This window comes from Pseudomonas sp. NPDC089401 (assembly GCF_044749485.1).
Lineage (GTDB): Bacteria > Pseudomonadota > Gammaproteobacteria > Pseudomonadales > Pseudomonadaceae > Aquipseudomonas.
Genome location: NZ_JBIVIA010000019.1, coordinates 20,632 through 44,438, shown reverse-complemented (window position 1 = coordinate 44,438; position 23,807 = coordinate 20,632). Strand labels below are relative to the sequence as shown.

The following is a 23,807-nucleotide window of genomic DNA, read 5'->3' as shown; positions in this document are numbered from 1 at the left end:
TCCTCACTGGGCCGCGACGGCTGGCGTGTTGTAGAGCACGATCGCAGCGGTCACCAGCAAATTGATCAGGGTCAGCGGCAGGCAGAACTTCCAGCTGAAGTCCATCACCTGGTCATAGCGCGGGCGCGGGATCGAGGCGCGCAGCAGGATGAACAGCATGATGAAGAACGCGGTCTTCAGCGCGAACCACAGGAACGACAGTTGCGGCAGGATGCCGAACGGGCCGTGCCAGCCGCCGAAGAACAGGGTCACCAGCAGCGCCGAGATGAGGATGATGCCGATGTACTCACCGACGAAGAACATGCCCCATTTCATGCCGGCATACTCGATGTGGTAGCCGTCGGCCAGTTCCTGTTCCGCTTCCGGCTGGTCGAACGGGTGACGGTGAGTCACGGCGACGCCAGCGATGAAGAAGGTGCAGAAGCCGAAGAACTGCGGAATGATGAACCACAGGTTCTGCGCCTGGTATTCAACGATGTCGCGCATGTTGAACGAACCCACCTGCACCACCACGCCCATCAGCGCCAGGCCCAGGAACACTTCGTACGACACGGTCTGCGCCGAGGCACGCAAGCTGCCCAGCAGGGCGTACTTGTTGTTCGACGACCAGCCGGCGAACAGCACCGCGTAGACCGACAGGCCGGCCATGGCGAAGAAGAACAGCAGGCCGATGTTCAGGTCGGCGACGCCCCACAGCGGGGTGATCGGGATCACGCAGAAGGCGATCAGCAGGGCACTCATGGCCACGACCGGTGCCAGGGTGAAGATCATGCGATCGACGAAGGGCGGGTTCCAGTCTTCCTTGAAGAACATCTTCAGCATGTCGGCAGCGATCTGGAACATGCCGAACGGGCCGACGCGGTTCGGACCGTAACGGTCCTGCCACCAGCCCAGCAGGCGGCGCTCGACGAAGCTGAGCAGCGCGCCGCAGACCACCACCGCGAGCAGGACCACGATGGCCCGGACCACGGTGAGGATCACATCGATCACTTCGGGGGTGAACCAGCTCATTGTGCTGCCTCCTGCAGACCTTCGACGGATGCACCGAAGATGGCAGGCGGGATGCCGGCCAGGCCTTTGGGCAGGGCAACCAGGCCAGCGCCCAGTGCTTCATTGATGCGCAGCGGCAGGCGCAGGGCCTGGCCTGCCACGTTCAGGCTGAGCAGGGCGCCTTCGTTGACACCCAGGCGGTCGGCTTCGGACTTGGCCAGGGCGACGTAGGCGGCCGGGATGCGCTCCTGCACCGGAGCGGCGCGCGAGGAGCTCTCTTCGCTGCCGAACAGGTGGAAGAACGGTACCGCGGTCCAGGTGCCTCGGGCCGGGTTGAAGGCACCCGGAACGCCGTTGAACCAGTTCAGGCGATCGCCTTGCGATTCGATCAGGCGCACGCCCGGGTCACCGGCACGCAGGTGGCCACCGACCTCGTCCTGGAACTTGTTCCAGGCCTGCGGCGAGTTCCAGCCCGGCGACCAGGCGAACGGCACTTGCTGGCGCGGTTCGGCCGAGCCCGAGTAGCCTTCCATGGAGAAGGCGAATGCGCTGTCCTTGTCCTGTGGGGTACGCGGCTCGTGCACGCTGATGTTGGCGCGCATGGCGGTACGGCCGGAGTAGCGCAGCGGCTCGCGGGCCAGCTTCATGCCCTTGATGCGGAACGCGGCGCTTGGCGCTGCGTTGACGATGCCGGCCAGTTGCGGGGCGGCTTCGGCGCAGGCGCTGGTGACGTGGTCCAGCTGGGTCCAGTCGACCGGCTTGTTGAGCAGGGTGGCACGCAGGGCGTGCATCCAGCGCCAGCCTTCGTGGATCTGGATGCTGCTGTCCAGGTACTGCGGGTCGAACACCTGGAAGAAGCGCTGGGCGCGGCCTTCCTGGCTGACCAGGGTGCCGTCGCCTTCGGCGAACGAGGCGGCCGGCAGCACCAGGTGGGCGCGGTCGACCGTCGGGGTTTTCGAGTGGTCGGCGACGATCACCACCTTGGCCGCGGCCAGGGCTGCGTCGACCTTGGCCGCCGGAACGCGGGCATACAGGTCGTTTTCCAGGACCACGATGGCGTCGGCCTTGCCGCTGATGACGGCGTCCAGCGCAGCGTCGACCGATTCGCCACCGAGCATGGCCAGGCCGAGGCTGTTGGCCTCAGGGACGACCAGGCTCAGCGAACCGTCCTTCTCGCGCAGCTTGAGGGCCTTGGCGATGTTGGCGGCGGCTTCGATCAGCGCCGGGTCGGCCAGGGAAGTACCGGCGACCACCAGTGGGCGCTTGGCGGCGACCAGGGCGTCGGCGATGCGCTGGGCCAGGGCTTTGGCTTCGGCGTCCAGGCCTTCGACGGCCGGGGCGCTCGGGTCGATGGCGTTGGCCACGGCGAAGCCCAGGCGCGCCAGGTCGGCCGGGGCCGCATGCACGCATTCTTCGGCGACGTCGTCGAGCTTGGTTTCCGCCAGCGAGGCGATGAACAGCGGGTACAGCGCGTGCTGGCCGATGTTCTTCACGGCAGCATCCAGCCAAGGCTGAACGCGCATGGCATCGGCCATGGCTTCGGCCTTGCCTTTGGTCGCCTGGCGCACGGCCAGGGCAACCCGCGCTGCCGTTTGCGTCAGGTCTTCACCGAGCACCAGCACGGCGTCGTGTTTTTCGATGTCGCGCAGGGTCGGCACCGGCAGCGGGCTGTTGTTCAGCACGTTCAGGGCCAGGCGCACGCGGGCCAGCTCGCCGGCTTCCATACCGGAGTAGAAGTAGTCGGCGCCGACCAGCTCACGCAGACCGTAGTTGCTTTCGAGGCTGGCGCGTGGCGAGCCGATACCGACGATGGTGCGTCCGCGCAGCAGGTCGGCGGCCTTGTCCAGGGCGGCGTCCAGGCCCAGCTTGGTACCGTCGGCCAGGCGTGGCTGGCGCGGGCGATCCTTGCGGTTGACGTAGCCGTAGCCGAAGCGGCCGCGGTCGCACAGGAAGTACTGGTTCACCGAACCGTTGAAGCGGTTCTCGACCCGGCGAAGTTCGCCGTAGCGCTCGCCCGGGCTGATGTTGCAACCGCTGGAGCAGCCGTGGCAGATGCTCGGGGCGAACTGCATGTCCCACTTGCGGTTGTAACGCTCGGAGTGGGTCTTGTCGGTGAACACGCCGGTCGGGCAGACCTCGGTCAGGTTGCCGGAGAACTCGCTCTCCAGCACGCCGTCCTCGACGCGGCCGAAGTACACGTTGTCGTGGGCGCCGTAGACGCCCAGGTCGGTACCACCGGCATAGTCCTTGTAGTAGCGCACGCAGCGGTAGCAGGCGATGCAGCGGTTCATCTCATGGGCGATGAACGGGCCGAGGTCCTGGTTCTGGTGGGTACGCTTGGTGAAACGGTAGCGGCGCTCGTTGTGGCCGGTCATTACCGTCATGTCCTGCAGGTGGCAGTGACCGCCTTCCTCGCACACCGGGCAGTCGTGCGGGTGGTTGGTCATCAGCCATTCGACGACGCTGGCGCGAAACGCCTTGGACTCTTCATCCTCGATGGAGATCCAGGTGCCGTCGGAGGCAGGGGTCATGCAGGACATGACGATACGACCGCGGGTGTCGTTCTCGTCGGTGTACTGCTTGACCGCACACTGCCGGCAGGCGCCGACGCTACCGAGCGCCGGGTGCCAGCAGAAATAGGGAATATCGAGGCCGAGTGACAGACAGGCCTGTAACAGGTTGTCTGCACCGTTGACTTCGAGCGCTTTGCCGTCTACGTGGATAGTGGCCATTGTTCAAAGTTCTTCGTTGGCCCGCGTGAGCGGGCGTGGCTAATGGAAATCTGTACGCCTGCGGCACGCCACGCGTCATGCGGGCCGGCCAGCAGGCTGGCGGGTGGCACGGACCACCCGCTTTCTATCTTTTTATGCGCCGACCACAATCGGCTTGGCCAGGTTAGGGCGCAGGGTGTCGGCAGCGCTTGCTGGCGCGACACCGGCCTCGAACTCGGACCGGAAGTACTTGATGGCACTGCCCAATGGCTCGACGGCACCTGGTGCGTGAGCACAGAAGGTGCGGCCTGGGCCGAGGAAGTTGACCAGCCCCAGCAGCGTCTCGATGTCCTCGGCGCGGCCCTGGCCGTTCTCCAGCGCGCGCAGCATCTTCACGCTCCACGGCAGGCCGTCACGGCACGGGGTGCACCAGCCGCACGACTCGCGGGCAAAGAACTCTTCCATGTTGCGCAGCAGCGAGACCATGTTGACGCTATCGTCGACCGCCATGGCCAGGCCCGTACCCATGCGGGTGCCGACCTTGGCGATGCCACCGGCGTACATCTGCGCGTCGAGGTGCTCGGGCAGCAGGAAGCCGGTACCGGCGCCGCCTGGCTGCCAGCACTTGAGCTTGAAGCCGTCGCGCATGCCACCGGCGTAGTCTTCGAACAGCTCGCGGGCGGTGACGCCGAACGGCAGTTCCCAGAGGCCCGGGTTCTTCACCTTGCCGGAGAAGCCCATCAGCTTGGTGCCGTGGTCTTCGCTGCCTTCGCGGGCCAGCGACTTGTACCAGTCGTTGCCGTTGGCGACGATCGCCGGCACGTTGCACAGGGTCTCGACGTTGTTCACGCAGGTCGGCTTGCCCCACACGCCAACGGCGGCAGGGAAGGGCGGCTTGGAGCGCGGGTTGGCGCGGCGGCCTTCCAGCGAGTTGATCAGCGCGGTTTCTTCACCGCAGATGTAGCGCCCGGCACCGGTGTGCACGAACAGCTCGAAATCGAAACCGCTGCCCAGGATGTTCTTGCCCAGCAGGCCTGCGGCCTTGGCTTCGTCGATGGCGCGGTTGAGGTTCTTCGCCGCGGTGGTGTATTCGCCACGCAGGAAGATGTAGCCACGGTAGGCCTTCAGGGCGCGGGCGCTGATCAGCATGCCCTCGACCAGCAGATGGGGCTGTTGCTCCATCAGCATGCGGTCCTTCCAGGTGTTCGGCTCCATTTCGTCCGCGTTGCACAGCAGGTAGCGGATGTTCATGGATTCGTCTTTGGGCATCAGGCCCCACTTCACGCCAGTGGGGAAGCCTGCGCCGCCGCGGCCCTTGAGGCCGGAGTCCTTGACGTTCTGCACGATGTCGTCGGCGGACATGTCGGCCAGCGCCTTGCGCGCGGCGGCGTAGCCGTTCTTCGACTGGTACTCGGCCAGCCAGACCGGCTCGCCGTCGTCACGCAGGCGCCAGGTCAGCGGATGGGTTTCGGCCGTGCGCGCAATGCGGTTGGCCGGGCCGAAGGAAGTAATGGTCATACGTAGCCCTCCAGCAGCTTGGTAACGCCAGCGGGCTGCACGTCGCCAAAGGTATCGTCGTCGATCATCAGCGCCGGGGCCTTGTCGCAGTTGCCCAGGCAGCACACCGGCAGCAGGGTGAAACGCCCGTCCGCGGTGGTCTGGCCGAGGCCGATGCCCAGTTCGCTCTGGATCTGGCTGACCACCGATTCATGGCCGCCGATGTAGCAGACCATGCTGTCGCACACGCGGATGATGTGGCGGCCGACCGGCTGGCGGAAGATCTGGCTGTAGAAGGTAGCGACGCCTTCGACATCGCTGGCCGGGATGCCCAGCACCTCGCCGATGGCGTGGATGGCGCCGTCCGGCACCCAGCCACGTTCCTTCTGGACGATCTTCAGGGCTTCGATGGACGCCGCGCGCGGGTCCTCGTAGTGATGCATTTCGTGCTCGATGGCCGAGCGCTCGGTTTCGCTCAGGGCGAAACGGTCTGTCTGGATAAGCGTGCTGTTCATGCTTAGCGGTCCACGTCAGCCATAACGAAGTCGATACTGCCCAGGTACGCAATGAGGTCGGCGACCATGCTGCCTTTGATCACCGAAGGGATCTGCTGCAGGTGCGGGTAGCTCGGGGTACGGATCCGGGTGCGGTAGCTCATGGTGCCGCCATCGCTCGTCAGGTAGTAACTGTTGATGCCCTTGGTCGCCTCGATCATCTGGAACGACTCGTTGGCCGGCATGACCGGGCCCCACGAGACTTGCAGGAAGTGCGTGATCAGGGTCTCGATGTGCTGCAGGGTGCGCTCTTTCGGCGGCGGCGTGGTCAGCGGGTGGTCCGCCTTGTACGGGCCTTCCGGCATGTTGCGCAGGCACTGGTCGATGATGCGGATACTCTGGCGCATCTCCTCGACACGGACCATGCAGCGATCGTAGGCATCGCCGTTGTGGGCCAGCGGCACTTCGAACTCGAAGTTCTCGTAGCCGGAGTACGGGCGCGCCTTGCGCAGGTCGAAGTCGCAACCGGTGGAACGCAGGCCGGCACCGGTGGTGCCCCACTCCAGGGCTTGCTTGGTGTTGTAGGCGGCGACGCCGATGGTACGGCCCTTGAGGATGCTGTTCTGCAGGGCGGCCTTGGTGTACTCGTCGAGGCGCTTGGGCAGCCATTCGACGAAGTCCTTGACCAGCTTGTCCCAGCCGCGCGGCAGGTCGTGGGCGACACCACCGATGCGGTACCAGGCCGGGTGCAGGCGGAAACCGGTGATCGCCTCGATCACGGTGTAGGCACGCTGGCGGTCGGTGAAGGTGAAGAACACCGGGGTCATGGCGCCGACGTCCTGGATGTAGGTACCCAGGAACAGCAGGTGGCTGGTGATGCGGAAGAACTCGGCCAGCATGATGCGGATCACGTCGACCTTCTGCGGCACCTTGATGCCGGCCAGCTTCTCCACCGCGAGCACGTACGGCAGGTTGTTCATCACCCCACCGAGGTAGTCGATACGGTCGGTGTAGGGGATGAAGCTGTGCCAGGACTGGCGCTCGGCCATCTTCTCGGCACCACGGTGGTGATAGCCGATGTCCGGCACGCAGTCGACGATCTCTTCACCGTCCAGCTGCAGGACGATACGGAACGCGCCGTGGGCAGAAGGGTGGTTCGGGCCGAGGTTGAGGAACATGTAGTCCTCGTTGGCGCCGTGACGCTTCATGCCCCAGGCTTCCGGGTTGAAGCGTGCCGATTCCTCTTCGAGCTGCTGCTTGGCCAGGGTCAGGCTGTACGGGTCGAACTCGGTGGCGCGCGCCGGGTAGTCCTTGCGCAGCGGGTGGCCTTCCCAGGTGGGCGGCATCATGATGCGGCTCAGGTGCGGGTGGCCGGCGAAATCGATGCCGAACATGTCCCAGACTTCACGCTCGTACCAGTTGGCGTTCGGCCAGATACCGGTCACGGTCGGCAGGTTCAGGTCGCCTTCGCTGAGCGACACCTTGATCATCACGTCGCTGTTACGCTCGACCGACAGCAGGTGGTAGAACACGCTGAAGTCGGCGGCAGGCAGGCCGCGGCGCTGGGTGCGCAGGCGCTCGTCGACGCCGTGCAGGTCGTACAGCATGCTGTACGGTTTGGCGACGTTGCGCAGGAAAGAGAGCACTTCTTTGAGCTGGGCACGCTTAACCCACAGTACCGGCATGCCGGTGCGGGTTTCCTGGGCGACGAAAGCGTCGGCGCCGAAGCGGTTGTGCAGTTCGACGACCACATCCTGGTCGTCAGCCTTGTAAGGCGGAATATAAATAGCGTTGTCCGCTGTCATGGTCTCGGTCGCTTTGGGTCAGCGTTAAGAATGAAGCCAGGCCGCCGGCTCCTCGGGGAGCGGGCGGCAGGTCGCTGGATCAGACTTCGTCGGGGCTGCGCAGGTTGGTTACCGCAATGCGCTGTTCACGACGCAGGTCTTTCTGGGCTGGCATCTCGGCACGGTAGATGCCTTGATCACCAACGACCCAGGAAAGCGGGCGTCGCTCTTGGCCGATGGACTCCTGCAGCAGCATCAGGCCTTGCAGGAATGCCTCGGGGCGCGGCGGGCAGCCAGGCACGTAGACGTCCACGGGGAGGAACTTGTCGACCCCCTGAACGACCGAGTAGATGTCGTACATGCCACCGGAGTTGGCGCACGAACCCATGGAGATGACCCACTTGGGCTCGAGCATCTGCTCGTACAGACGCTGGATGATCGGCGCCATCTTCACGAAGCAGGTACCGGCGATGACCATGAAGTCGGCCTGACGCGGCGATGCCCGGATGACTTCGGCGCCGAAGCGGGCGATGTCGTGGGGCGCCGTGAAGGCCGTGGTCATTTCCACGTAGCAGCAGGACAGGCCGAAGTTGTACGGCCAGAGGGAGTTCTTGCGACCCCAGTTGACCGCGCCACGCAGCACATCTTCGAGTTTCCCCATGTAGATGTTCTTGTGGACCTGGTCTTCGAGCAGCTGGTCGGTGACGGTTTCCCGATCACCTACCGGGTATTGCTCGTTGGGCGCATCCGGATCGATTCTGGTGAGATTGTATTGCATTGCCAAAGCCTCATTGTTTCAGCTTCGCTTGCCGCTTGCGGCGACCTTCGGGTGCCCAGTCAAGAGCTCCGACGCGCCATAGGTAGACAAGACCAGCCAACAGAATTGCTATGAAAACGAGTGCTTCGACGAATCCGGTCCAGCCGCTTTCGCGGACGGACACAGACCATGCATACAGGAAGAGGGCTTCGATATCGAAGATCACGAACAGCATCGCGACCAGATAGAATTTGGCGGACAGGCGCAGGCGGGCGCTGCCGACGGGCAGCATGCCGGATTCGAAGGGTTCGTTCTTGGCGCGGCCCCAGGCCTTGCTACCGAGCAGGCTGGAGAGGCCGAGCATGAAGGCACACAGGCCGACGACACCCAGAAGGAAGATGGCAAAGCCCCAGTTGTGGGCGATGAGTCCTGCCGAATCGGACATGCTAGAAATCCTTATACAGAGACCCAGCTCTGCAGTCTGAAATAAGTAGAGCGGCGACGTGGTGTCGCAGGTGCAGTGACCAAATGTCGCAGCTGAATCAATCGCGCTGATTTTATGGGTAAACCCGGCGCAAGTACAATTTCCGTTGCAAATTTATTCGTAGGATTTAGTACAAAACCAGCGTCTAACTCGCTGAAAGCCTTGAGATTCGGGCATTGCACGTGGTTTTGTTAATTATGTTTCTTGCGACTGGTAACGAATTGCAACTTGCGTAATGATAATTAATATCATTTGTCTGGGTGGTATGTAATTGGGCTCTTCTGGGCCTTGTAAAGTTCATCTGCCGATTCCCCCTACTTGCAAATGCGAAAGACTCGTGTTCTAGCAGCTTCCGACGCCTCGCGCACCGCTCTGGGTCAATACTTTATCGATTGAGCCCCGGGATGCAGACGATGCGATTGCCCACTGGCCGAGCCAGTAGGCGAGGATGATCAGGTACGGCGCGGCGCTGAACGGGCTGACGAAGCGGTCGATGCCGATCAGGCTGTCGGAGAACACGAACAGGCAAGCGCCGAGGGCGGCGATACCGCCACAGGCCAAGGCGCGCCAGAGCATGGCGCTGATGGCCAGCGCGTAGATCGACACCGGGATCAATAGCGGGCCGAGGCCGTGGCTGGCGAGCACGCCAAGCAGGGCGATGCCGGTGACGGCGCTCAGCAGCAGTGCTGGCAGGGCGGGTCGCAGGGTCTTGCCGCAATAGGCGCGCAGGTAGGCCAGGTGGGCGCAGAGGAAGGCCGCCAGGCCGAACACGAACAGGTCGGTGGGGATCGCCAGCAGAATGTCGCCGATGGCCGAGAGGGCCAGGCCGATGGTGATCCAGCGGCGATAAGTCGTGGCCGGGGCGCTGCGCAGCCAGGCGATCAGGGCCAGCACCGGAATGGGTTTGGCCAGCAGGCCGAGCAGGGGATTGACGCTGGCCAGTGCATATAGATAGAGGACGGCGGCGGCCAGGGTGAGCATCATCAGGTGGCTTGGACGGGGCATGGGCGGTCCTTGCTGCTGGGCTGCCTGAAGCATAGCTCTGATCCTGGGTTTTGCCTCGGCCTGTGCCGGCCCTTTCGCGGGTAAACCCGCTCCCACAGGGAGCCGCATACCTCTGTGGGAGCGGGTTTACCCGCGAAAGGGCCGTCACAGGAAAAACAAAGGCCCGGGACGCTCGCAAGCCCCGGGCCTTTCTCGATCAGCCACCCACTATTAGTGGAACTGCTCTTCCTCGGTCGAGCCGGTCAGTGCGGTCACCGACGATGCGCCACCCTGGATCACGGTGGTCATGTCGTCGAAGTAGCCAGTGCCCACTTCCTGCTGGTGCGCAACGAAGGTGTAGCCCTTGCTGGCGTCGGCGAACTCCTGCTCCTGCAGCTTCACGTAGGCGGTCATGTCGTTGCGGGCGTAGTCGTGCGCCAGGTTGAACATGCCGTGCCACATGTTGTGGATGCCGGCCAGGGTGATGAACTGGTGCTTGTAGCCCATGGCCGACAGCTCGCGCTGGAACTTGGCGATGGTCGCGTCGTCCAGGTTCTTCTTCCAGTTGAAGGAAGGCGAGCAGTTGTACGACAGGATCTGGTCCGGGTATTCCTTCTTGATCGCCTCGGCGAAACGGCGAGCCTCGTCCAGGTCCGGCTTGGCGGTTTCGCACCAGATCAGGTCGGCGTAAGGGGCGTAGGCCAGGCCGCGGGAGATGGCCTGGTCGAGGCCGGCGCGCACCTTGTAGAAGCCTTCACGGGTACGCTCGCCGATCACGAAAGGCTGGTCGTACGGGTCGCAGTCGCTGGTCAGCAGGTCGGCGGCGTTGGCGTCGGTACGGGCCAGGATGATGGTCGGCACGCCGGAAACGTCCGCCGCCAGGCGGGCGGCCACCAGCTTCTGCACGGCTTCCTGGGTCGGTACCAGGACCTTGCCGCCCATGTGGCCGCATTTCTTGACCGAAGCCAGCTGGTCTTCGAAGTGCACGCCGGCGGCGCCCGCTTCGATCATGTTCTTCATCAGCTCGTAGGCGTTCAGCACGCCGCCGAAACCGGCTTCGGCGTCGGCCACGATCGGCGCGAAGTAGTCGATGTAGCCTTCGTCGCCCGGGTTCTTGCCGGCTTTCCACTGGATCTGGTCGGCGCGGCGGAACGAGTTGTTGATGCGCTTGACCACGGTCGGTACCGAGTCGACCGGGTACAGCGACTGGTCAGGGTACATGGACTCGGCGGAGTTGTTGTCGGCGGCAACCTGCCAGCCGGACAGGTAGATGGCCTGGATGCCGGCCTTGACCTGCTGCACCGCCTGGCCGCCGGTGAGGGCGCCCATGCAGTTGACGAAATCTTTTTCCGGGCGGAAGGACGGGTGGGCACCCTGGGTGACCAGCTTCCACAGTTTTTCTGCACCCAGGCGGGCCAGGGTGTGCTCCGGTTGGATGGAGCCACGCAGGCGAACGACATCGGCGGCGGTGTAGGTACGGGTCACGCCTTTCCAGCGCGGGTTCTCGGCCCAGTCTTTCTCGAGGGCTGCAATTTGCTGTTCGCGTGTCAGTGCCATGGAAATAAACCTCGTCGCATCGATCTTGGGTTAATTGTGCTGATGCTCGGGGCAGATCAGGGACCTGGCGGCTGTCCTGTCCGGGGGAGTGCGGCGGCGAACGCAAAGGCTCGAAGGGGAAGAGGGGGCAGGCCAGGCACAAGGGTGCTCCGGCAGGTCGGCTCGTGGTTGCCTTGCTGCGGTGCGACGCGATTGCCAGTACTGCGGTGATGCGCTTCCGTCCCTCGGGACAACTTCTCGTTGCAGTCGCAATCCCGTCGAACCGCCTTGTGGGCCGTATAGACACGAGGTGCCTCCAGGGGTGCTGGGAGTGCGCCTCGAAGGCCCTTGCCAGGGCCCCTGATTAGCGGGAGCGAGGCCATCATGCCCTTGCCAAAAAGTGCCTGTCAACGCTTTTGTAGTGCTTTTTTCTACTTACTACATCTTTGGTCTAGTGCGACTCGACGGTCAGTTTCAAGGCCTTGGGTCGAGGCCTTGAATTGCCTGGGATCAGTCCAGAAGGTCGACTTTGACCCGCAATGTCATGTTTTCACCCCGTTGGGTGCTGTAAGTACGGCTTGACGGATCGCGGCCGGCTTGGCTCTGCTGGTTGTAACCGGCCAGGGTGATCCACTCGCCGAGCCTGCCGGTAATTGTCGTGTCGGTACTTTGCACTTTCACTACATCGGCCCGTTCCTGGCTCATTCGGTCATTATTGGTGGTTATTTGCAGACGAACGGTTTCTCCGCTCAGGGTCGGCGTGACGTAGAAACCCTGGGTCACGTTGCGGTATTCGGTGTTGCTCTGGATGCGCCCGTAGCCGTCGGTGCTGGTGCTGGTGATCGGGATGCTCTGGCCGATCTGGATCAGCGCCGGCTGGCCTTCGCTGGCCTGGATCTGCTGCATGCCGCCGTCGCGGTTGCTGGTGCCGTAGTGGATGACCCGGCCATTGCCACGGTTGTCCTGGTAGTTGCTGTCGTCATTGTCGACGCTGATCAGCAGGCGCTTGGGCGCGGTGTCCAGCTGTTGCAACAGCGTGCGCAGGTCATCGATGCGCTCGGGGCTGGCGTTGACGATCAGCTTGTTCTCGAAGGCGCTGACCGTGCCGTCACGGCCGATGAACGATTGCGCGGCGGGCAGCAGCTCGGCGCTGCTGCGGTGCTGCAGGGGCACCACTTCGGTGGCGGCCTGGGCGGTGAGGCTGGCGACCAGCAGCAGGGTGGCGAAAAGAGGGCGTAGCGGCATGTCCATGATCTCCGCAGGTGGAGTCGACATGATGGCAAATTTGTCGCGAGTTTGCCGGGCCTGGATCACGGCGGGGCGTTCATGCCTGTATCGCGGTGGCTGCTGTCGGACAAATTCCGTAACATCGCGCCCCTTGTTTTTCCGTAGTGTCCATTCGGACCGCAGCACAGGATGCCCATGAAACCCGCCCGACTACGCGCCGATCTGCTTGCCGGCCTGACCACCTCGTTCGCCTTGGTGCCCGAATGCATCGCCTTTGCCCTGGTGGCCCATCTCAACCCACTGATGGGCCTGTATGGCGCCTTCATCATCTGTACCCTGACCGCGCTGTTCGGCGGTCGACCAGGGATGATCTCCGGTGCAGCAGGCTCCATGGCCGTGGTGATCGTTGCCCTGGTGGTGCAGCACGGTGTGCAGTACCTGTTGGCCACGGTATTGCTGGGTGGCGCGGTGATGATCCTGTTCGGCCTGCTGCGCCTGGGCAAGCTGGTGCGCCTGGTGCCGTACCCGGTGATGCTCGGCTTCGTCAACGGCCTGGCGATCGTCATCGCCACGGCCCAGCTGGAACACTTCAAGGAAGGTGAGCACTGGCTCGGCGGCGCGCCGCTGTACCTGATGATCGGCTTGGTGGTGCTGACCATGCTGGTGGTCTACCTGCTGCCGAAGCTGACCCGCGCAGTGCCACCGGCACTGGTGGCGATTCTCGGTGTCGGCGTGCTGGTGTACCTGCTCGATCTGCCGACCCGCACCCTCGGCGACATGGCCCATATTGCCGGCGGCCTGCCACGACTGGCCCTGCCGCAGGTGCCGTGGAACCTCGAAACCTTCAAGATCATCGCCCCCTATGCGGTGCTGATGGCCATGGTCGGCCTGCTGGAAACCCTGCTGACCCTCAACCTGACCGACGAGGTCACCGAGAGCCGCGGCTTCCCGGACCGTGAGTGCGTGGCCCTGGGCGCGGCCAACGTGGTTTCCGGCCTGTGCGGTGGCATGGGCGGCTGCGCGATGATCGGCCAGACCGTGATCAACCTCAGTTCCAATGGCCGTGGCCGGCTGTCGGGCGTGGTGGCGGGGGTGATGATCCTGCTGTTCGTCTTGTTCCTGTCACCGCTGATCGAGCGTATTCCACTGGCGGCGCTGGTCGGGGTGATGTTCGTGGTGGCCCAGCAGACCTTCGCCTGGGCATCCTTGCGGGTGCTGCACAAGGTGCCGGTGAGCGACGTGCTGGCGATCATCGCGGTCACCGTGGTCACGGTGTTCACCGACCTGGCCACGGCCGTGCTGTTCGGCGTGGTCATCGCGGCGCTGAACTTCGCCTGGCAGCATGCCCGCGAACTGTACGCCGACAGCCATGAGGACGCGGAAGGGGGCAAGCATTACCAGGTGCATGGCACGCTGTTCTTCGCCTCGACCACGCCGTTTCTCGGCCAGTTCGACCCGGCGGGCGATCCGGCCAAGGTGACCCTGGATTGCCAGCACCTGAGCTTTGTCGATTATTCGGCGGTTGCGGCATTGAAGACCCTGCGCGAGCGCTATGCCAAGGCGGGCAAGCATCTGCGGGTGGTGCATTTGTCGGAGCGCTGCAAGAAGCTGCTGAAACGGGCTGGTGAGCAGCACTGAAAATGTGTGCTGCCTGTGATGGCCTCTTCGCGGCTAAAGCCGCTCCCACAGGGGGAATGCGATCCCTGTGGGAGCGGCTTTAGCCGCGAAGAGGCCGGTACAGGAGAAAATCATTCCCCGCGGTTCTTCTTGACGATGCCATCGGCAATGCTCGCCGGCGCCTCGGCATAGCGGGTGAACTCCATCGAGAAGCTGGCCCGCCCCTGGGTCATCGAACGCATCGAGGTGGCATAGCCGAACATCTCGCCCAGCGGCACTTCGGCGCGGATCACCTTGCCGGCCGGGGTTTCGTCGCCGTCCTGGATGATCCCCCGGCGCCGGCTCAGGTCGCCGAGGATGTCGCCCTGGTACTCCTCGGGCGTCACCACCTCGACCTTCATCACCGGCTCCAGCAGCACGGCGCCGCCTTTTTGCGACAGCTGCTTGGTGGCCATGGACGCGGCGATCTTGTAGGCCATTTCGTTGGAGTCGACGTCATGGTAGGAGCCGTCGAACACCGCCGCCTTGAGGTTGATCAGCGGGTAGCCGGCCAGCACGCCGTTCTTCATCTGCTCCTCGATGCCTTTCTGGATTGCCGGAATGTACTCGCGCGGCACCACGCCGCCGACGATCTCGTTGATGAACTCCAGGCCTTCCTTGCCCTCGTCGCCGGGGGCGAAGCGGATCCAGCAGTGGCCATACTGGCCGCGCCCGCCGGACTGGCGGACGAAGCGGCCCTCGATCTCGCAGGTGTTGCGGATCTTCTCGCGGTAGGCCACCTGCGGCTTGCCGATGTTGGCCTCGACGTTGAACTCGCGGCGCATGCGGTCGACGATGATGTCCAGGTGCAGCTCGCCCATGCCGGAGATGATGGTCTGCCCGGTCTCCTCGTCGGTGCGCACGCGGAACGACGGGTCTTCCTGGGCCAGCTTGCCCAGGGCGATGCCCATCTTCTCCTGGTCGGCCTTGGTCTTCGGCTCGACCGCCACGGAGATCACCGGGTCAGGGAAGTCCATGCGTTCGAGGATGATCGGCTTGTCCATGTCGCACAGGGTGTCGCCGGTGGTGACGTCCTTCATGCCGATCAGCGCGGCGATGTCGCCGGCGCACACGTCCTTGATCTCGGCGCGCTGGTTGGCATGCATCTGCACCATGCGGCCAATGCGCTCCTTCTTGCCCTTGACCGAGTTGAGCACGGCGTTGCCCGAGCTGAGTACGCCGGAGTACACCCGGGCAAAGGTCAGGGTGCCGACGAAGGGGTCGGTGGCGATCTTGAAGGCCAGGGCGGAGAAGGGCTCCTGGTCGTCGGCGTGGCGTTCCAGGTGCTTGTCTTCGTCGTCCGGGTCGGTGCCCTTGATCGCCGGGATTTCCGACGGCGCGGGCAGGTAGTCGATCACCGCGTCGAGCATCAGAGGTACGCCCTTGTTCTTGAACGACGAACCGAGGATGGTCGGCACGATCTCGTTGGCGATGGTGCGCTGGCGCAGGGCAGCCTTGATCTCCTCGACGCTCAGTTCCTCGCCTTCGAGAAACTTCATGGTCAACTCGTCATTGGCTTCTGCCGCGGCTTCAATCATGTGCGCGCGCCATTCGTCGGCCAGTGCCTGCAGTTCGGCGGGGATGGCTTCTTCTCGATAGCTGGTGCCGTTGTCCGCATCGTTCCAGTAAATGGCCTTCATCTTCACCAGGTCGATCTGGCCGATGAAGTTTTCCTCGCTGCCGATGGCCAGCTGGATTGGCACCGGATGGTGGCCCAGGCGCTGGTCGATCTGCTTGACCACCCGCAGGAAATCGGCGCCCTGGCGGTCCATCTTGTTGATGTAGGCCAGGCGCGGCACATGGTATTTGTTGGCCTGGCGCCACACCGTTTCGGACTGCGGCTCGACCCCGTCGGCGCCGCTGAACACCACCACCGCACCATCGAGCACGCGCAGCGAGCGCTCCACCTCGATGGTGAAGTCGACGTGGCCGGGGGTGTCGATGATGTTGAAACGGTACTTGTCCTTGAACTGCTTGGTCGAGCCCTGCCAGAACGCCGTGGTCGCCGCCGAGGTGATGGTGATGCCGCGCTCCTGTTCCTGGGCCATCCAGTCCATGGTCGCGGCGCCATCGTGCACCTCGCCCATCTTGTGGTTGACCCCGGTGTAGAACAGGATGCGCTCGGTGGTCGTGGTCTTGCCGGCGTCCACGTGGGCGACGATGCCGATATTGCGGTACAGCTCGATGGGCGTTGTACGGGCCATGGCGGACTACCTGCAGGTGGGCGGATTCCCCCACGTTAGCAGACGGGCAGAATCCTGCCGTGCCGCCGGGCCGTCAGTCGGCCTGGGCTTGCAGCATCCACTGGCCGTCGATTTCGCGGGCCAGGCCGCTGGCTGGCAGCAGGGCCAGCAGGCGCTCGTGCAGGGCGCCTTCGGTGAAGGTCTTGAGGGTGGCCAGGTCCAGTACGCCGATCAGGCTGAGTTCGGCCTTGGTGTACGACAGCCAGGCCTTTTTCAGCACCTGGGCGACGTCGCTGCCGGCGGTGCTGGCAAAGCGGCGGTGCCATTGGCGGCCTTCGAAGGTGAAGCTGTGGGCATGGCTGTAGGTGCTTTCGTCGCCGCCTTCGGCACAGCGGTGGCAGCGGCACGGGCCTTCGCCAAAGGCATTGCGCAGGTAGCTGTTGAAGTCCACGACGGGCTTGAGGGTCAGGCGTTTGTCGACCTCGAACAGGTCGGCGATCAGGGGTTCTTCGGCGCTCACTCAGGTGTCCTTGTGTGGTGTGGCGTGCATCGGCGGGCACCCTAACAGATCGGGGCCGCTTTTGCAGGCCCGGCCTCTTCGCGGGCAAGCCCGCTCCCACAGGTATCGCACAGGCTTTGAATTCAGTGCAGACCCTGTGGGAGCGGGCTTGCCCGCGAAGAGGCCGGTAGAGACAACGGAGACCGCCTGCCGTACTCTAAGCGCCCATACACCTGACTCCCCTTTGAGGTAACCCGCTTGAGCAGCAAGTACCCGTACACCGCCAACGTGACCATCAGCGCCGAAGACCGCGGCGGCGACACCGAAGCCTCGGAAAACCCTGGCATGCGCGTCGGTCTGGAGGCAGTGACCGAAACCCTCAAGAAGGTGCATTTCGTCGGTACGCTCGCGGCCCCGGAAAAAACCGCCACGCACATCTGCGTGACCCTGGAGAACGGCCTGACCTACTACGGCCCGATCGTCAACGGCCACGCCGAACTCGAAGGCGGCTGGATCGCCTTCGAATCCGACATGCTCACCCCAGACGAGCTGGGCCTGTAAGCCTCGGCCTCATCCCGGAAGTACCAGAGCCCATGGCCCGTGCCATGGGCTTTTTCATGGGCGCTGGGAGGCGCCCTACCTAGCATTTCTGCCAGTAGACGCCTGGTTGGCACCCGCCCTAATTTGGCCGGGTGCCGTCAAGGCGCGAAGCCGTCAGGAATAGAGCCTTTGCGAGCGCGATTGTTGAACAAGCTAGGTGGGTACTTAGGAAAAGTCCTATTTGGCTGTCAGCTCCGCGGCAATAGTCTTGCGTCGTTTCCCGATCAGGCTGTTTGTACTTCAACTGCCTGTGGTTGCCGAGGTCGGTGGCCACTGATTCGCGAGCGCATCAAAGGAGCCTAATCCATGCGTTTCAACTGCAAGATAATGTCGCTTGCCGGCCTGCTCATGATCATGAGCGGCTGCGCCAGCGTGACCGTTCCCAATGAACAGATCGAACTGGCCCGCAGTGCGGTCAACCGTGCCGTGGCCGCCGAGGCCACCCAGTATGCCCCGGTGGAGATGCGCGCCGCCCAGGACAAGATGAGCGCCATGGACCGTGCCATGGGTGAGAAGAAGTTCGAACAGGTACGCACCCTGGCCGAAGGGGCGAGGGCCGATGCTCGCGTCGCCGAGCGCAAGGCCCAGGCACTCAGGGCCAAGGAACAGCTGGCGACTGCGCGCAAGGGGATCGAGGTGCTCAAGCAGGAGATCCTCGACGCGCCTGACAGCCCGACTGCCAAATCCGTTCATTGAAGGAAGTGACCATGTCCAAAGTCTATCTGCTGCCCGCTGTGTCGCTTCTTGGCCTGATGCTGGCCGGCTGCGGCACCACGCCGGAAAACCCGAAGCTGCTGGAAGCCCGTGAAGCCTACTCGGTGTTGCAGAGCAAACCCGAGTCGAGCCGCCTCGCCGCCCTGGAAACCCAGGATGCCTACGCCGCCCTGGGCAAGGCCGAGGCAGCTTCGCTGAAGGACCGCAAGTCCGCCGAGGTCGAGCGTCTGGCCACGTTGGCTGGCCGGCAGATCGAGTTTGCCGAGCAGACCATCGATTGGCGCAAGACCGATGCCGACCTGAAGCGTGTCGAGATCGAGCGTACCCAGGCCCAGCTGGATGCCCGTACCGCCCAGCTCAGGGCGCTGCAGACCAAGCCGAGCGCCCGCGGTGACGTGGTGACCTTCGGTGACGTGCTGTTCCAGACCGGCAAGGCCGAGCTGAACAGTGGCAGCCATTACAAGATCCAGCAATTGGCGGCGTACCTGCAGGGCAACCCAGAGCTCAAGATCGAGGTGGCGGGCCACACCGACTCCACCGGCAGCGATCAGCTCAATCGGCGCTTGTCCGAGGATCGAGCCGCCTCCGTGGCCAATGCGTTGCTCCGCCAGGGCGTGGCGCCCGAGCGCATCAGCACCGTGGGCCATGGCAAGGACCAGCCAGTGGCAAGCAATGCCACGGCCCATTCGCGCCAGCTCAATCGGCGCGTCGAGGTGGTGCTGCTCAAGCGCTCCTGAGCCGTCGCCAGGCGCAGCCTCCGGTTGCGCCTGGCAGCCGCGCTGCGATGGCCAAATCGCAGCGCTGCCCCTACAGTGTTCGTTTCCACGATTGCAGGGACCGAGCATGACCGACCTGAACGCATTCCCCATCACCGGCAAATGGCCGGCGCAACACCCCGAGCGCCTGCAACTGTATTCGCTGCCCACGCCCAACGGCGTCAAGGTGTCGATCATGCTGGAGGAAATCGGCCTGGCCTACGAACCGCACAAGGTCAGCTTCGACAGCGACGACCAGTTGAGCCCCGAGTTCATCTCCCTCAGTGCCAACAACAAGATCCCCGCGATCCTCGACCCGAACGGCCCCGGCGGCCAGCCGCTGCCTTTGTTCGAATCGGGCGCGATCCTGCAGTACCTGGCCGAGAAGAGCGGCCAGTTGCTGAGCCAGGACCCGGCCCAGCGCTACCAGACCCTGCAGTGGCTGATGTTCCAGATGGGCGGCATCGGGCCGATGTTCGGCCAGGTCGGGTTTTTCCATTTCTTCGCGGGCAAGGCGTATGAAGACAAGCGTCCGCGTGACCGTTACGTCAACGAATCGAAGCGCCTGCTGGGTGTGCTGGACCGGCACCTGAAAGGGCGTGAATGGATGGTCGATGACTACAGCATCGCCGATATCGCCATCTTCCCCTGGGTGCGCAACCTGGTGGAGCGCTACAACGCGCGCGAGCTGGTCGATTTCGATGCGTTCAAGGACGTGCAACGCGTGCTGGCCAGGTTCCTCGAGCGCCCGGCCGTGCAGCGTGGCCTGAAAATCCCGCTCGGTTGATGCCCGGCCTCGGCTCAAGGCGGACGGTAATGCCAGGAGAACCGCATGATTCGCTGCAAGCGTGTTTATGACCCGGTAGAGAGCGCAGATGGCCAGCGCGTGCTGGTCGATCGCCTGTGGCCGCGCAATAAACGCAAGGATGCATTGCAAGCGCAATGGCTGCGCGAGGTGGCACCGTCCGATGAATTGCGCAAGGCGTTTCATCTGGGCAAGGTCGATTTTGCCGGCTTCACCCAAGGTTACCATCGGGAGCTGGCGGCGCATCCGGAGCACTGGTACCCGCTGCTGGACCTGGCCGCCAAGGGCGACCTGACCCTGCTGTATGCCGGCAAGGACACCGAGCACAACAACGCCCAGGTGCTGGCGGCCTGGCTGGAAGATGAGCTGGAGCGACGCGGGCCGGGAAGCTCGCCGGTGTGTTATGCCCGTTGAGCTGGTATCCGCGACCCTGGCCCAGCACAACTTCGCTCGGGACCTGACGCGACGGGCGATGTTGCCGTATTACCGTGAATTCGGCCTGCTGTGGGTCGAGGAGGCGTTCGACCAGGCCTGGGGCTGGCGCGAGCAGTGGTTGATCGTGGACGGGGATCGCCTGCTGGGCTTCTGCAGCCTGAGCCAGGACCGCCAGGCGCTGTTCATTCGCGAGTTGCATCTGTTGCCTGAGTGCCGAGGGCAGGGTGTCGGCGGCCTGGTGCTGGAGCGGCTGGCGGGCTGGGCTGCGCAACGGCGCCTGCCATTGCTGCGATTGATGGTGTTCAAGAGCAACCCTGCGCGGCGTTTGTACGTGCGCCATGGGTTTGTCGAGATGGGTGAGGATGAGTGCTTCATCAGGATGCAGCGGGCCATCGTTTGACCTGTGCCGGCTGAGCATAGCGCTTGGGGAGACTCTGCTGCTTCTTTAAAAAGCCTGTGAAAACAACGGAGTCAGCCTTGGTGTGATTTTGGCGTCAAAAATATGAATCCCATTGAGCGGCGTTTGTTTGACGTCATGTTCATGTCATACTGCCATTGCTTGACGGTTGTCTTCGGCGCTTTGCCAGTGTGTTGCAGCGGGCTGCAGCCCCCGGTCCAGGTGGGGCGATAGTGGCGCAATACTGGCTTGCGAGCACAGTCAGCGATGGGCATAGTGACCATCTGGTCTGCATCTGCCCGCAGGATCGCGAGCGGCTTTGGATGGCAAAAAAGGGAAGAAGGAGAGGCTTCATATGAACGGACTCGGTCCGCGGCTAAGGGAAGAGCGTGAACGACTGGGGATGACCCAGCGGGTATTTGGCGATATCGGCGGGGTCGAGCCCAACGCCCAGGGCAAGTATGAAAGTGGCGAGCGCACGCCACGGGTCGACTACCTGGCGGCCCTGGCGGCCCGAGGTGTGGATGCGCTGTACGTGTTGAGTGGCGTGCGCACCCCGGCGCCGCTGGAAAGCCTGACGGTGGATGAAACCGGGTTGCTCGGGGCGTACCGGCGCTTGCCGGAAGAAGACCAGGTGGCGTTTGGGCATGTATTGGGGCGCCTGGCGGGCGAGGCGGGCAGCCTTGAAGCGACGCGCTTGCAGCGGCCGGAACGTCAGACGTTTCTGAAGGAAGTTTTACGCTAGGTCCGCCATGAAAAATTTTGTTAAGGTGGCGGGATCCAATCGCCCTGTTGACGAGGTGTCTGCTTGATTAGGGTCCTAGTGGTCGATGACCACGATCTGGTACGAACCGGTATTACCCGCATGCTGGCCGACATCGACGGCCTGCAGGTGGTGGGCGAAGGGGATTCGGGCGAGGCGGCACTCAAGCTGGTCCGCGAGCTCAAGCCGGATGTCGTGCTGATGGACGTCAAGATGCCTGGCATCGGTGGCCTGGAGGCTACCCGCAAACTGCTGCGCAGCCACCCCGACATCAAGGTGGTGGCGGTGACCGTGTGCGAGGAGGACCCGTTCCCCACCCGGCTGATGCAGGCCGGCGCCGCCGGCTACCTGACCAAGGGCGCCGGGCTCGACGAAATGGTCCAGGCGATCCGCCTGGCCTTCGCCGGCCAGCGCTACATCAGCCCGCAGATCGCCCAGCAGCTGGCGCTGAAGTCGTTCCAGCCCCAGGGCTCGCCGTTCGATGCGCTGTCGGAGCGGGAAATCCAGATCGCCCTGATGATCGTCGGCTGCCAGAAGGTGCAGATCATCTCCGACAAGTTGTGCCTGTCGCCCAAGGCCGTCAATACTTACCGTTATCGGATCTTCGAAAAACTCTCGGTCACCAGCGACGTCGAATTGACCTTGCTGGCCGTTCGCCACGGTATGGTTGACGCAAGCCTGTAAACCCTCATGTCACAAGTCTTCGATGCCAGCGCGTTCCTGGCGACCTGCAGCGCGCGCCCGGGTGTGTACCGGATGTTCGACGCCGAGGCGCGGCTGCTCTACGTGGGCAAGGCCAAGAATCTCAAGAAGCGTTTGGCCAGCTATTTCCGCAAGACCGGCCTGGCGCCGAAAACCGCCGCGCTGGTGGGGCGTATCGCCCAGGTCGAAACCACCATCACCGCCAACGAGACCGAGGCGCTGCTGCTTGAGCAGAACCTGATCAAGCAATGGCGGCCGCCCTACAACATCCTGCTGCGCGACGATAAGTCCTACCCCTACGTATTCTTGTCTGACGGAGAGTTCCCACGTCTGGGGATTCACCGCGGGGCGAAGAAGGCCAAGGGCCGCTACTTCGGCCCTTACCCCAGTGCCGGCGCCATCCGCGAAAGCCTGAGCCTGCTGCAGAAGGCCTTTTCCGTGCGTCAGTGCGAGGACAGCTACTACGCCAACCGCACCCGGCCGTGCCTGCAGTACCAGATCAAGCGCTGCAAGGCGCCCTGCACCGACCTGGTCAGCGCCGAAGAATATGCCGAGGATGTGCGCCACTCGGTGATGTTCCTCGAAGGCCGCAGCCAGCAGCTGGGCAACGAGCTCAACGAGGAGATGGAACGGGCCGCCATGGCCCTCAACTTCGAGAAGGCCGCCGAACTGCGCGACCAGATCGCCCTGTTGCGCCGCGTGCAGGATCAGCAGTACATCGAAGGCGGTTCCGGCGACGTCGACGTGGTGGCAGCCTTCGTCAACCCGGGAGGCGCCTGCGTGCACCTGATCAGCGTGCGCGGCGGGCGAGTGCTGGGCAGCAAGAACTTTTTCCCGCAGGTGGGTATCGAGGAGGAGGTGGCCGAGGTCATGGCTGCGTTCCTGTCCCAGTATTACCTGGGCAACGCCGAGCGCGAACTGCCCGGCGAGCTGATCGTCAACGTGGTGCACGAGGACTTCGCGGCCATCACCGAGGCGCTGCAGAGCCTGCGCGGCCGTGAGCTGAGCATCAGTCACCGGGTGCGGGGCACCCGTGCACGCTGGCAGCAGCTTGCAGTGACCAACGCCGAACAGGCGCTCGGTGCCCGCCTTGCCAATCGCCAGCACATGGCCGCGCGCTTCGAGGCGCTGGCCGAGGTGCTGGGCCTGGATGAAGTGCCGCAGCGCCTGGAGTGCTACGACATCAGCCATTCCAGCGGCGAAGCCACCGTGGCCAGCTGCGTGGTGTTCGGCCCCGAAGGCCCGCTGAAATCCGACTACCGTCGCTTCAACATCGAAGGCGTCACCGCCGGCGACGACTACGCCGCCATGCACCAGGCCCTGACCCGCCGCTACGGGCGGATCAAGGACGGCGAAGGCAAGCTGCCCGACGTGCTGCTGGTGGACGGCGGCAAGGGCCAGCTGAACATGGCCCGCGAAGTGATGCAGGAACTGGCCTTCACCGACCTGACCCTGCTCGGCGTGGCCAAGGGCGTAACCCGCAAGGCCGGCTTCGAGACCCTCTACCTCAACGACGTGGCCCACGAGTTCACCCTCAAGGGCGACAACCCGGCGCTGCACCTGATCCAGCAGATCCGTGACGAAGCGCACCGCTTCGCCATCACCGGCCACCGTGCCCGGCGCGGCAAGGCGCGCCGGGTGTCGAGCCTGGAAGACGTGGCCGGGGTAGGGCCCAAGCGCCGCCGCGACCTGCTGAAACATTTCGGCGGCCTGCAAGAGCTCAACCGCGCCAGTATCGATGAGATCGCCAAGGCCCCCGGCATCAGTAAAAAGCTTGCCGAGTCGATTTATGCCAGCCTGCATAGCGAGTAGAATGCCCCGCTCAACCCGCAGC

Annotated in this window: 22 protein-coding genes; 10 read left to right on the top strand and 12 right to left on the bottom strand. The window is 64.0% G+C overall.

Annotation, left to right across the window (positions count from 1 at the left end; all coding sequences use genetic code 11):
• Positions 1 to 3 precede the first annotated feature (3 nt).
• The 10 genes from nuoH to ACIP21_RS27665 all read right to left on the bottom strand — a co-directional run bounded on the left by nuoH (position 4) and on the right by ACIP21_RS27665 (position 12,512).
• Positions 4 to 1,011, bottom strand: coding sequence for an NADH-quinone oxidoreductase subunit NuoH (gene nuoH / locus ACIP21_RS27710; RefSeq protein WP_054884882.1), 1,008 nt, complete (start codon positions 1,009 to 1,011; stop codon positions 4 to 6).
• Positions 1,008 to 3,722, bottom strand: a complete 2,715-nt coding sequence (gene nuoG / locus ACIP21_RS27705; RefSeq protein WP_400694646.1) for an NADH-quinone oxidoreductase subunit NuoG — start codon at positions 3,720 to 3,722, stop codon at positions 1,008 to 1,010. Before nuoG ends, nuoH begins: the two co-directional genes overlap by 4 nt.
• A 132-nt stretch (positions 3,723 to 3,854) precedes the next feature.
• Positions 3,855 to 5,219: an NADH-quinone oxidoreductase subunit NuoF gene (gene nuoF / locus ACIP21_RS27700; RefSeq protein WP_400694644.1), complete on the bottom strand. Its 1,365-nt coding sequence runs from the start codon at positions 5,217 to 5,219 to the stop codon at positions 3,855 to 3,857.
• Complete coding sequence (gene nuoE, locus ACIP21_RS27695; RefSeq protein ID WP_012273294.1) at positions 5,216 to 5,713, bottom strand: NADH-quinone oxidoreductase subunit NuoE; 498 nt, start codon at positions 5,711 to 5,713, stop codon at positions 5,216 to 5,218. The genes nuoF and nuoE overlap by 4 nt, the downstream gene beginning before the upstream one ends.
• 2 nt (positions 5,714 to 5,715) lie before the next feature.
• The gene (nuoC, locus tag ACIP21_RS27690) at positions 5,716 to 7,497 is read right to left on the bottom strand and encodes an NADH-quinone oxidoreductase subunit C/D (RefSeq protein WP_400694642.1); all 1,782 of its coding nucleotides are present in this window, start codon (positions 7,495 to 7,497) and stop codon (positions 5,716 to 5,718) included.
• A gap of 79 nt (positions 7,498 to 7,576) precedes the next feature.
• Entirely contained in the window at positions 7,577 to 8,254 is a 678-nt protein-coding gene (locus tag ACIP21_RS27685; RefSeq protein ID WP_029614113.1) for an NADH-quinone oxidoreductase subunit B family protein, read from the bottom strand.
• Positions 8,255 to 8,264: 10 nt separating this feature from the next.
• On the bottom strand, positions 8,265 to 8,678 hold the full coding sequence (locus ACIP21_RS27680) for an NADH-quinone oxidoreductase subunit A (RefSeq protein ID WP_011534614.1): 414 nt from the start codon (positions 8,676 to 8,678) through the stop codon (positions 8,265 to 8,267).
• A gap of 381 nt (positions 8,679 to 9,059) precedes the next feature.
• On the bottom strand, positions 9,060 to 9,722 hold the full coding sequence (locus tag ACIP21_RS27675; protein WP_400694640.1) for a lysoplasmalogenase: 663 nt from the start codon (positions 9,720 to 9,722) through the stop codon (positions 9,060 to 9,062).
• A 210-nt stretch (positions 9,723 to 9,932) separates the two neighbouring features.
• Positions 9,933 to 11,258: an isocitrate lyase gene (gene aceA, locus ACIP21_RS27670; RefSeq protein WP_400694638.1), complete on the bottom strand. Its 1,326-nt coding sequence runs from the start codon at positions 11,256 to 11,258 to the stop codon at positions 9,933 to 9,935.
• Positions 11,259 to 11,747: 489 nt separating this feature from the next.
• Positions 11,748 to 12,512, bottom strand: a complete 765-nt coding sequence (locus ACIP21_RS27665; RefSeq protein WP_400694636.1) for a secretin N-terminal domain-containing protein — start codon at positions 12,510 to 12,512, stop codon at positions 11,748 to 11,750.
• Positions 12,513 to 12,659: 147 nt separating this feature from the next.
• Between ACIP21_RS27665 and ACIP21_RS27660 the strand changes: the two genes are divergently transcribed.
• Positions 12,660 to 14,102: a SulP family inorganic anion transporter gene (locus ACIP21_RS27660; RefSeq protein WP_400694635.1), complete on the top strand. Its 1,443-nt coding sequence runs from the start codon at positions 12,660 to 12,662 to the stop codon at positions 14,100 to 14,102.
• A gap of 110 nt (positions 14,103 to 14,212) precedes the next feature.
• On the opposite strand, the gene fusA is transcribed toward ACIP21_RS27660, so the two are convergent.
• Together fusA and ACIP21_RS27650 are read right to left on the bottom strand one after the other, a co-directional pair.
• Positions 14,213 to 16,324: an elongation factor G gene (gene fusA, locus ACIP21_RS27655; RefSeq protein ID WP_400694633.1), complete on the bottom strand. Its 2,112-nt coding sequence runs from the start codon at positions 16,322 to 16,324 to the stop codon at positions 14,213 to 14,215.
• Positions 16,325 to 16,397: 73 nt separating this feature from the next.
• A complete protein-coding gene (locus ACIP21_RS27650; protein ID WP_400694631.1) occupies positions 16,398 to 16,823 on the bottom strand; it encodes a hypothetical protein in 426 nt (141 codons plus the stop codon).
• Between the two features lie 237 nt (positions 16,824 to 17,060).
• Here ACIP21_RS27650 and ACIP21_RS27645 point away from each other — a divergent pair, with 237 nt between their 5' ends.
• From ACIP21_RS27645 to uvrC, 9 genes are all read left to right on the top strand, one after another.
• The gene (locus ACIP21_RS27645) at positions 17,061 to 17,363 is read left to right on the top strand and encodes a hypothetical protein (RefSeq protein WP_400694630.1); all 303 of its coding nucleotides are present in this window, start codon (positions 17,061 to 17,063) and stop codon (positions 17,361 to 17,363) included.
• 345 nt (positions 17,364 to 17,708) lie between these two features.
• The gene (locus tag ACIP21_RS27640) at positions 17,709 to 18,098 is read left to right on the top strand and encodes a DUF4398 domain-containing protein (RefSeq protein ID WP_400694629.1); all 390 of its coding nucleotides are present in this window, start codon (positions 17,709 to 17,711) and stop codon (positions 18,096 to 18,098) included.
• 11 nt (positions 18,099 to 18,109) lie between these two features.
• Positions 18,110 to 18,853 carry an OmpA family protein gene (locus ACIP21_RS27635; RefSeq protein ID WP_400694627.1) on the top strand — a complete coding sequence of 248 codons (744 nt, stop codon included), beginning with the start codon at positions 18,110 to 18,112 and terminating at the stop codon, positions 18,851 to 18,853.
• A 106-nt stretch (positions 18,854 to 18,959) separates the two neighbouring features.
• Positions 18,960 to 19,658: a glutathione S-transferase N-terminal domain-containing protein gene (locus ACIP21_RS27630; protein ID WP_400694625.1), complete on the top strand. Its 699-nt coding sequence runs from the start codon at positions 18,960 to 18,962 to the stop codon at positions 19,656 to 19,658.
• Between the two features lie 45 nt (positions 19,659 to 19,703).
• The gene (locus ACIP21_RS27625; protein ID WP_400694624.1) at positions 19,704 to 20,090 is read left to right on the top strand and encodes a DUF488 domain-containing protein; all 387 of its coding nucleotides are present in this window, start codon (positions 19,704 to 19,706) and stop codon (positions 20,088 to 20,090) included.
• Positions 20,080 to 20,511 carry a GNAT family N-acetyltransferase gene (locus tag ACIP21_RS27620; RefSeq protein ID WP_400694622.1) on the top strand — a complete coding sequence of 144 codons (432 nt, stop codon included), beginning with the start codon at positions 20,080 to 20,082 and terminating at the stop codon, positions 20,509 to 20,511. Before ACIP21_RS27625 ends, ACIP21_RS27620 begins: the two co-directional genes overlap by 11 nt.
• 352 nt (positions 20,512 to 20,863) lie before the next feature.
• Positions 20,864 to 21,253, top strand: coding sequence for a helix-turn-helix domain-containing protein (locus tag ACIP21_RS27615; RefSeq protein WP_400694621.1), 390 nt, complete (start codon positions 20,864 to 20,866; stop codon positions 21,251 to 21,253).
• A 63-nt stretch (positions 21,254 to 21,316) separates the two neighbouring features.
• On the top strand, positions 21,317 to 21,955 hold the full coding sequence (uvrY, locus tag ACIP21_RS27610) for a UvrY/SirA/GacA family response regulator transcription factor (RefSeq protein WP_400694619.1): 639 nt from the start codon (positions 21,317 to 21,319) through the stop codon (positions 21,953 to 21,955).
• A 6-nt stretch (positions 21,956 to 21,961) separates the two neighbouring features.
• Entirely contained in the window at positions 21,962 to 23,785 is a 1,824-nt protein-coding gene (gene uvrC / locus ACIP21_RS27605; protein ID WP_400694617.1) for an excinuclease ABC subunit UvrC, read from the top strand.
• Positions 23,786 to 23,807: the final 22 nt, after the last annotated feature.

Bases quoted from the DNA above. Each gene is read 5' to 3' on its own strand.
- nuoH (WP_054884882.1), bottom strand. From the start codon at position 1,011: ATGAGCTGGTTCACCCCCGAAGTGATCGATGTGATCCTCACCGTGGTC.
- nuoG (WP_400694646.1), bottom strand. From the start codon at position 3,722: ATGGCCACTATCCACGTAGACGGCAAAGCGCTCGAAGTCAACGGTGCA.
- nuoF (WP_400694644.1), bottom strand. From the start codon at position 5,219: ATGACCATTACTTCCTTCGGCCCGGCCAACCGCATTGCGCGCACGGCC.
- nuoE (WP_012273294.1), bottom strand. From the start codon at position 5,713: ATGAACAGCACGCTTATCCAGACAGACCGTTTCGCCCTGAGCGAAACC.
- nuoC (WP_400694642.1), bottom strand. From the start codon at position 7,497: ATGACAGCGGACAACGCTATTTATATTCCGCCTTACAAGGCTGACGAC.
- ACIP21_RS27685 (WP_029614113.1), bottom strand. From the start codon at position 8,254: ATGCAATACAATCTCACCAGAATCGATCCGGATGCGCCCAACGAGCAA.
- ACIP21_RS27680 (WP_011534614.1), bottom strand. From the start codon at position 8,678: ATGTCCGATTCGGCAGGACTCATCGCCCACAACTGGGGCTTTGCCATC.
- ACIP21_RS27675 (WP_400694640.1), bottom strand. From the start codon at position 9,722: ATGCCCCGTCCAAGCCACCTGATGATGCTCACCCTGGCCGCCGCCGTC.
- aceA (WP_400694638.1), bottom strand. From the start codon at position 11,258: ATGGCACTGACACGCGAACAGCAAATTGCAGCCCTCGAGAAAGACTGG.
- ACIP21_RS27665 (WP_400694636.1), bottom strand. From the start codon at position 12,512: ATGTCGACTCCACCTGCGGAGATCATGGACATGCCGCTACGCCCTCTT.
- ACIP21_RS27660 (WP_400694635.1), top strand. From the start codon at position 12,660: ATGAAACCCGCCCGACTACGCGCCGATCTGCTTGCCGGCCTGACCACC.
- fusA (WP_400694633.1), bottom strand. From the start codon at position 16,324: ATGGCCCGTACAACGCCCATCGAGCTGTACCGCAATATCGGCATCGTC.
- ACIP21_RS27640 (WP_400694629.1), top strand. From the start codon at position 17,709: ATGCGTTTCAACTGCAAGATAATGTCGCTTGCCGGCCTGCTCATGATC.
- ACIP21_RS27635 (WP_400694627.1), top strand. From the start codon at position 18,110: ATGTCCAAAGTCTATCTGCTGCCCGCTGTGTCGCTTCTTGGCCTGATG.
- ACIP21_RS27630 (WP_400694625.1), top strand. From the start codon at position 18,960: ATGACCGACCTGAACGCATTCCCCATCACCGGCAAATGGCCGGCGCAA.
- ACIP21_RS27625 (WP_400694624.1), top strand. From the start codon at position 19,704: ATGATTCGCTGCAAGCGTGTTTATGACCCGGTAGAGAGCGCAGATGGC.
- ACIP21_RS27620 (WP_400694622.1), top strand. From the start codon at position 20,080: ATGCCCGTTGAGCTGGTATCCGCGACCCTGGCCCAGCACAACTTCGCT.
- ACIP21_RS27615 (WP_400694621.1), top strand. From the start codon at position 20,864: ATGAACGGACTCGGTCCGCGGCTAAGGGAAGAGCGTGAACGACTGGGG.
- uvrC (WP_400694617.1), top strand. From the start codon at position 21,962: ATGTCACAAGTCTTCGATGCCAGCGCGTTCCTGGCGACCTGCAGCGCG.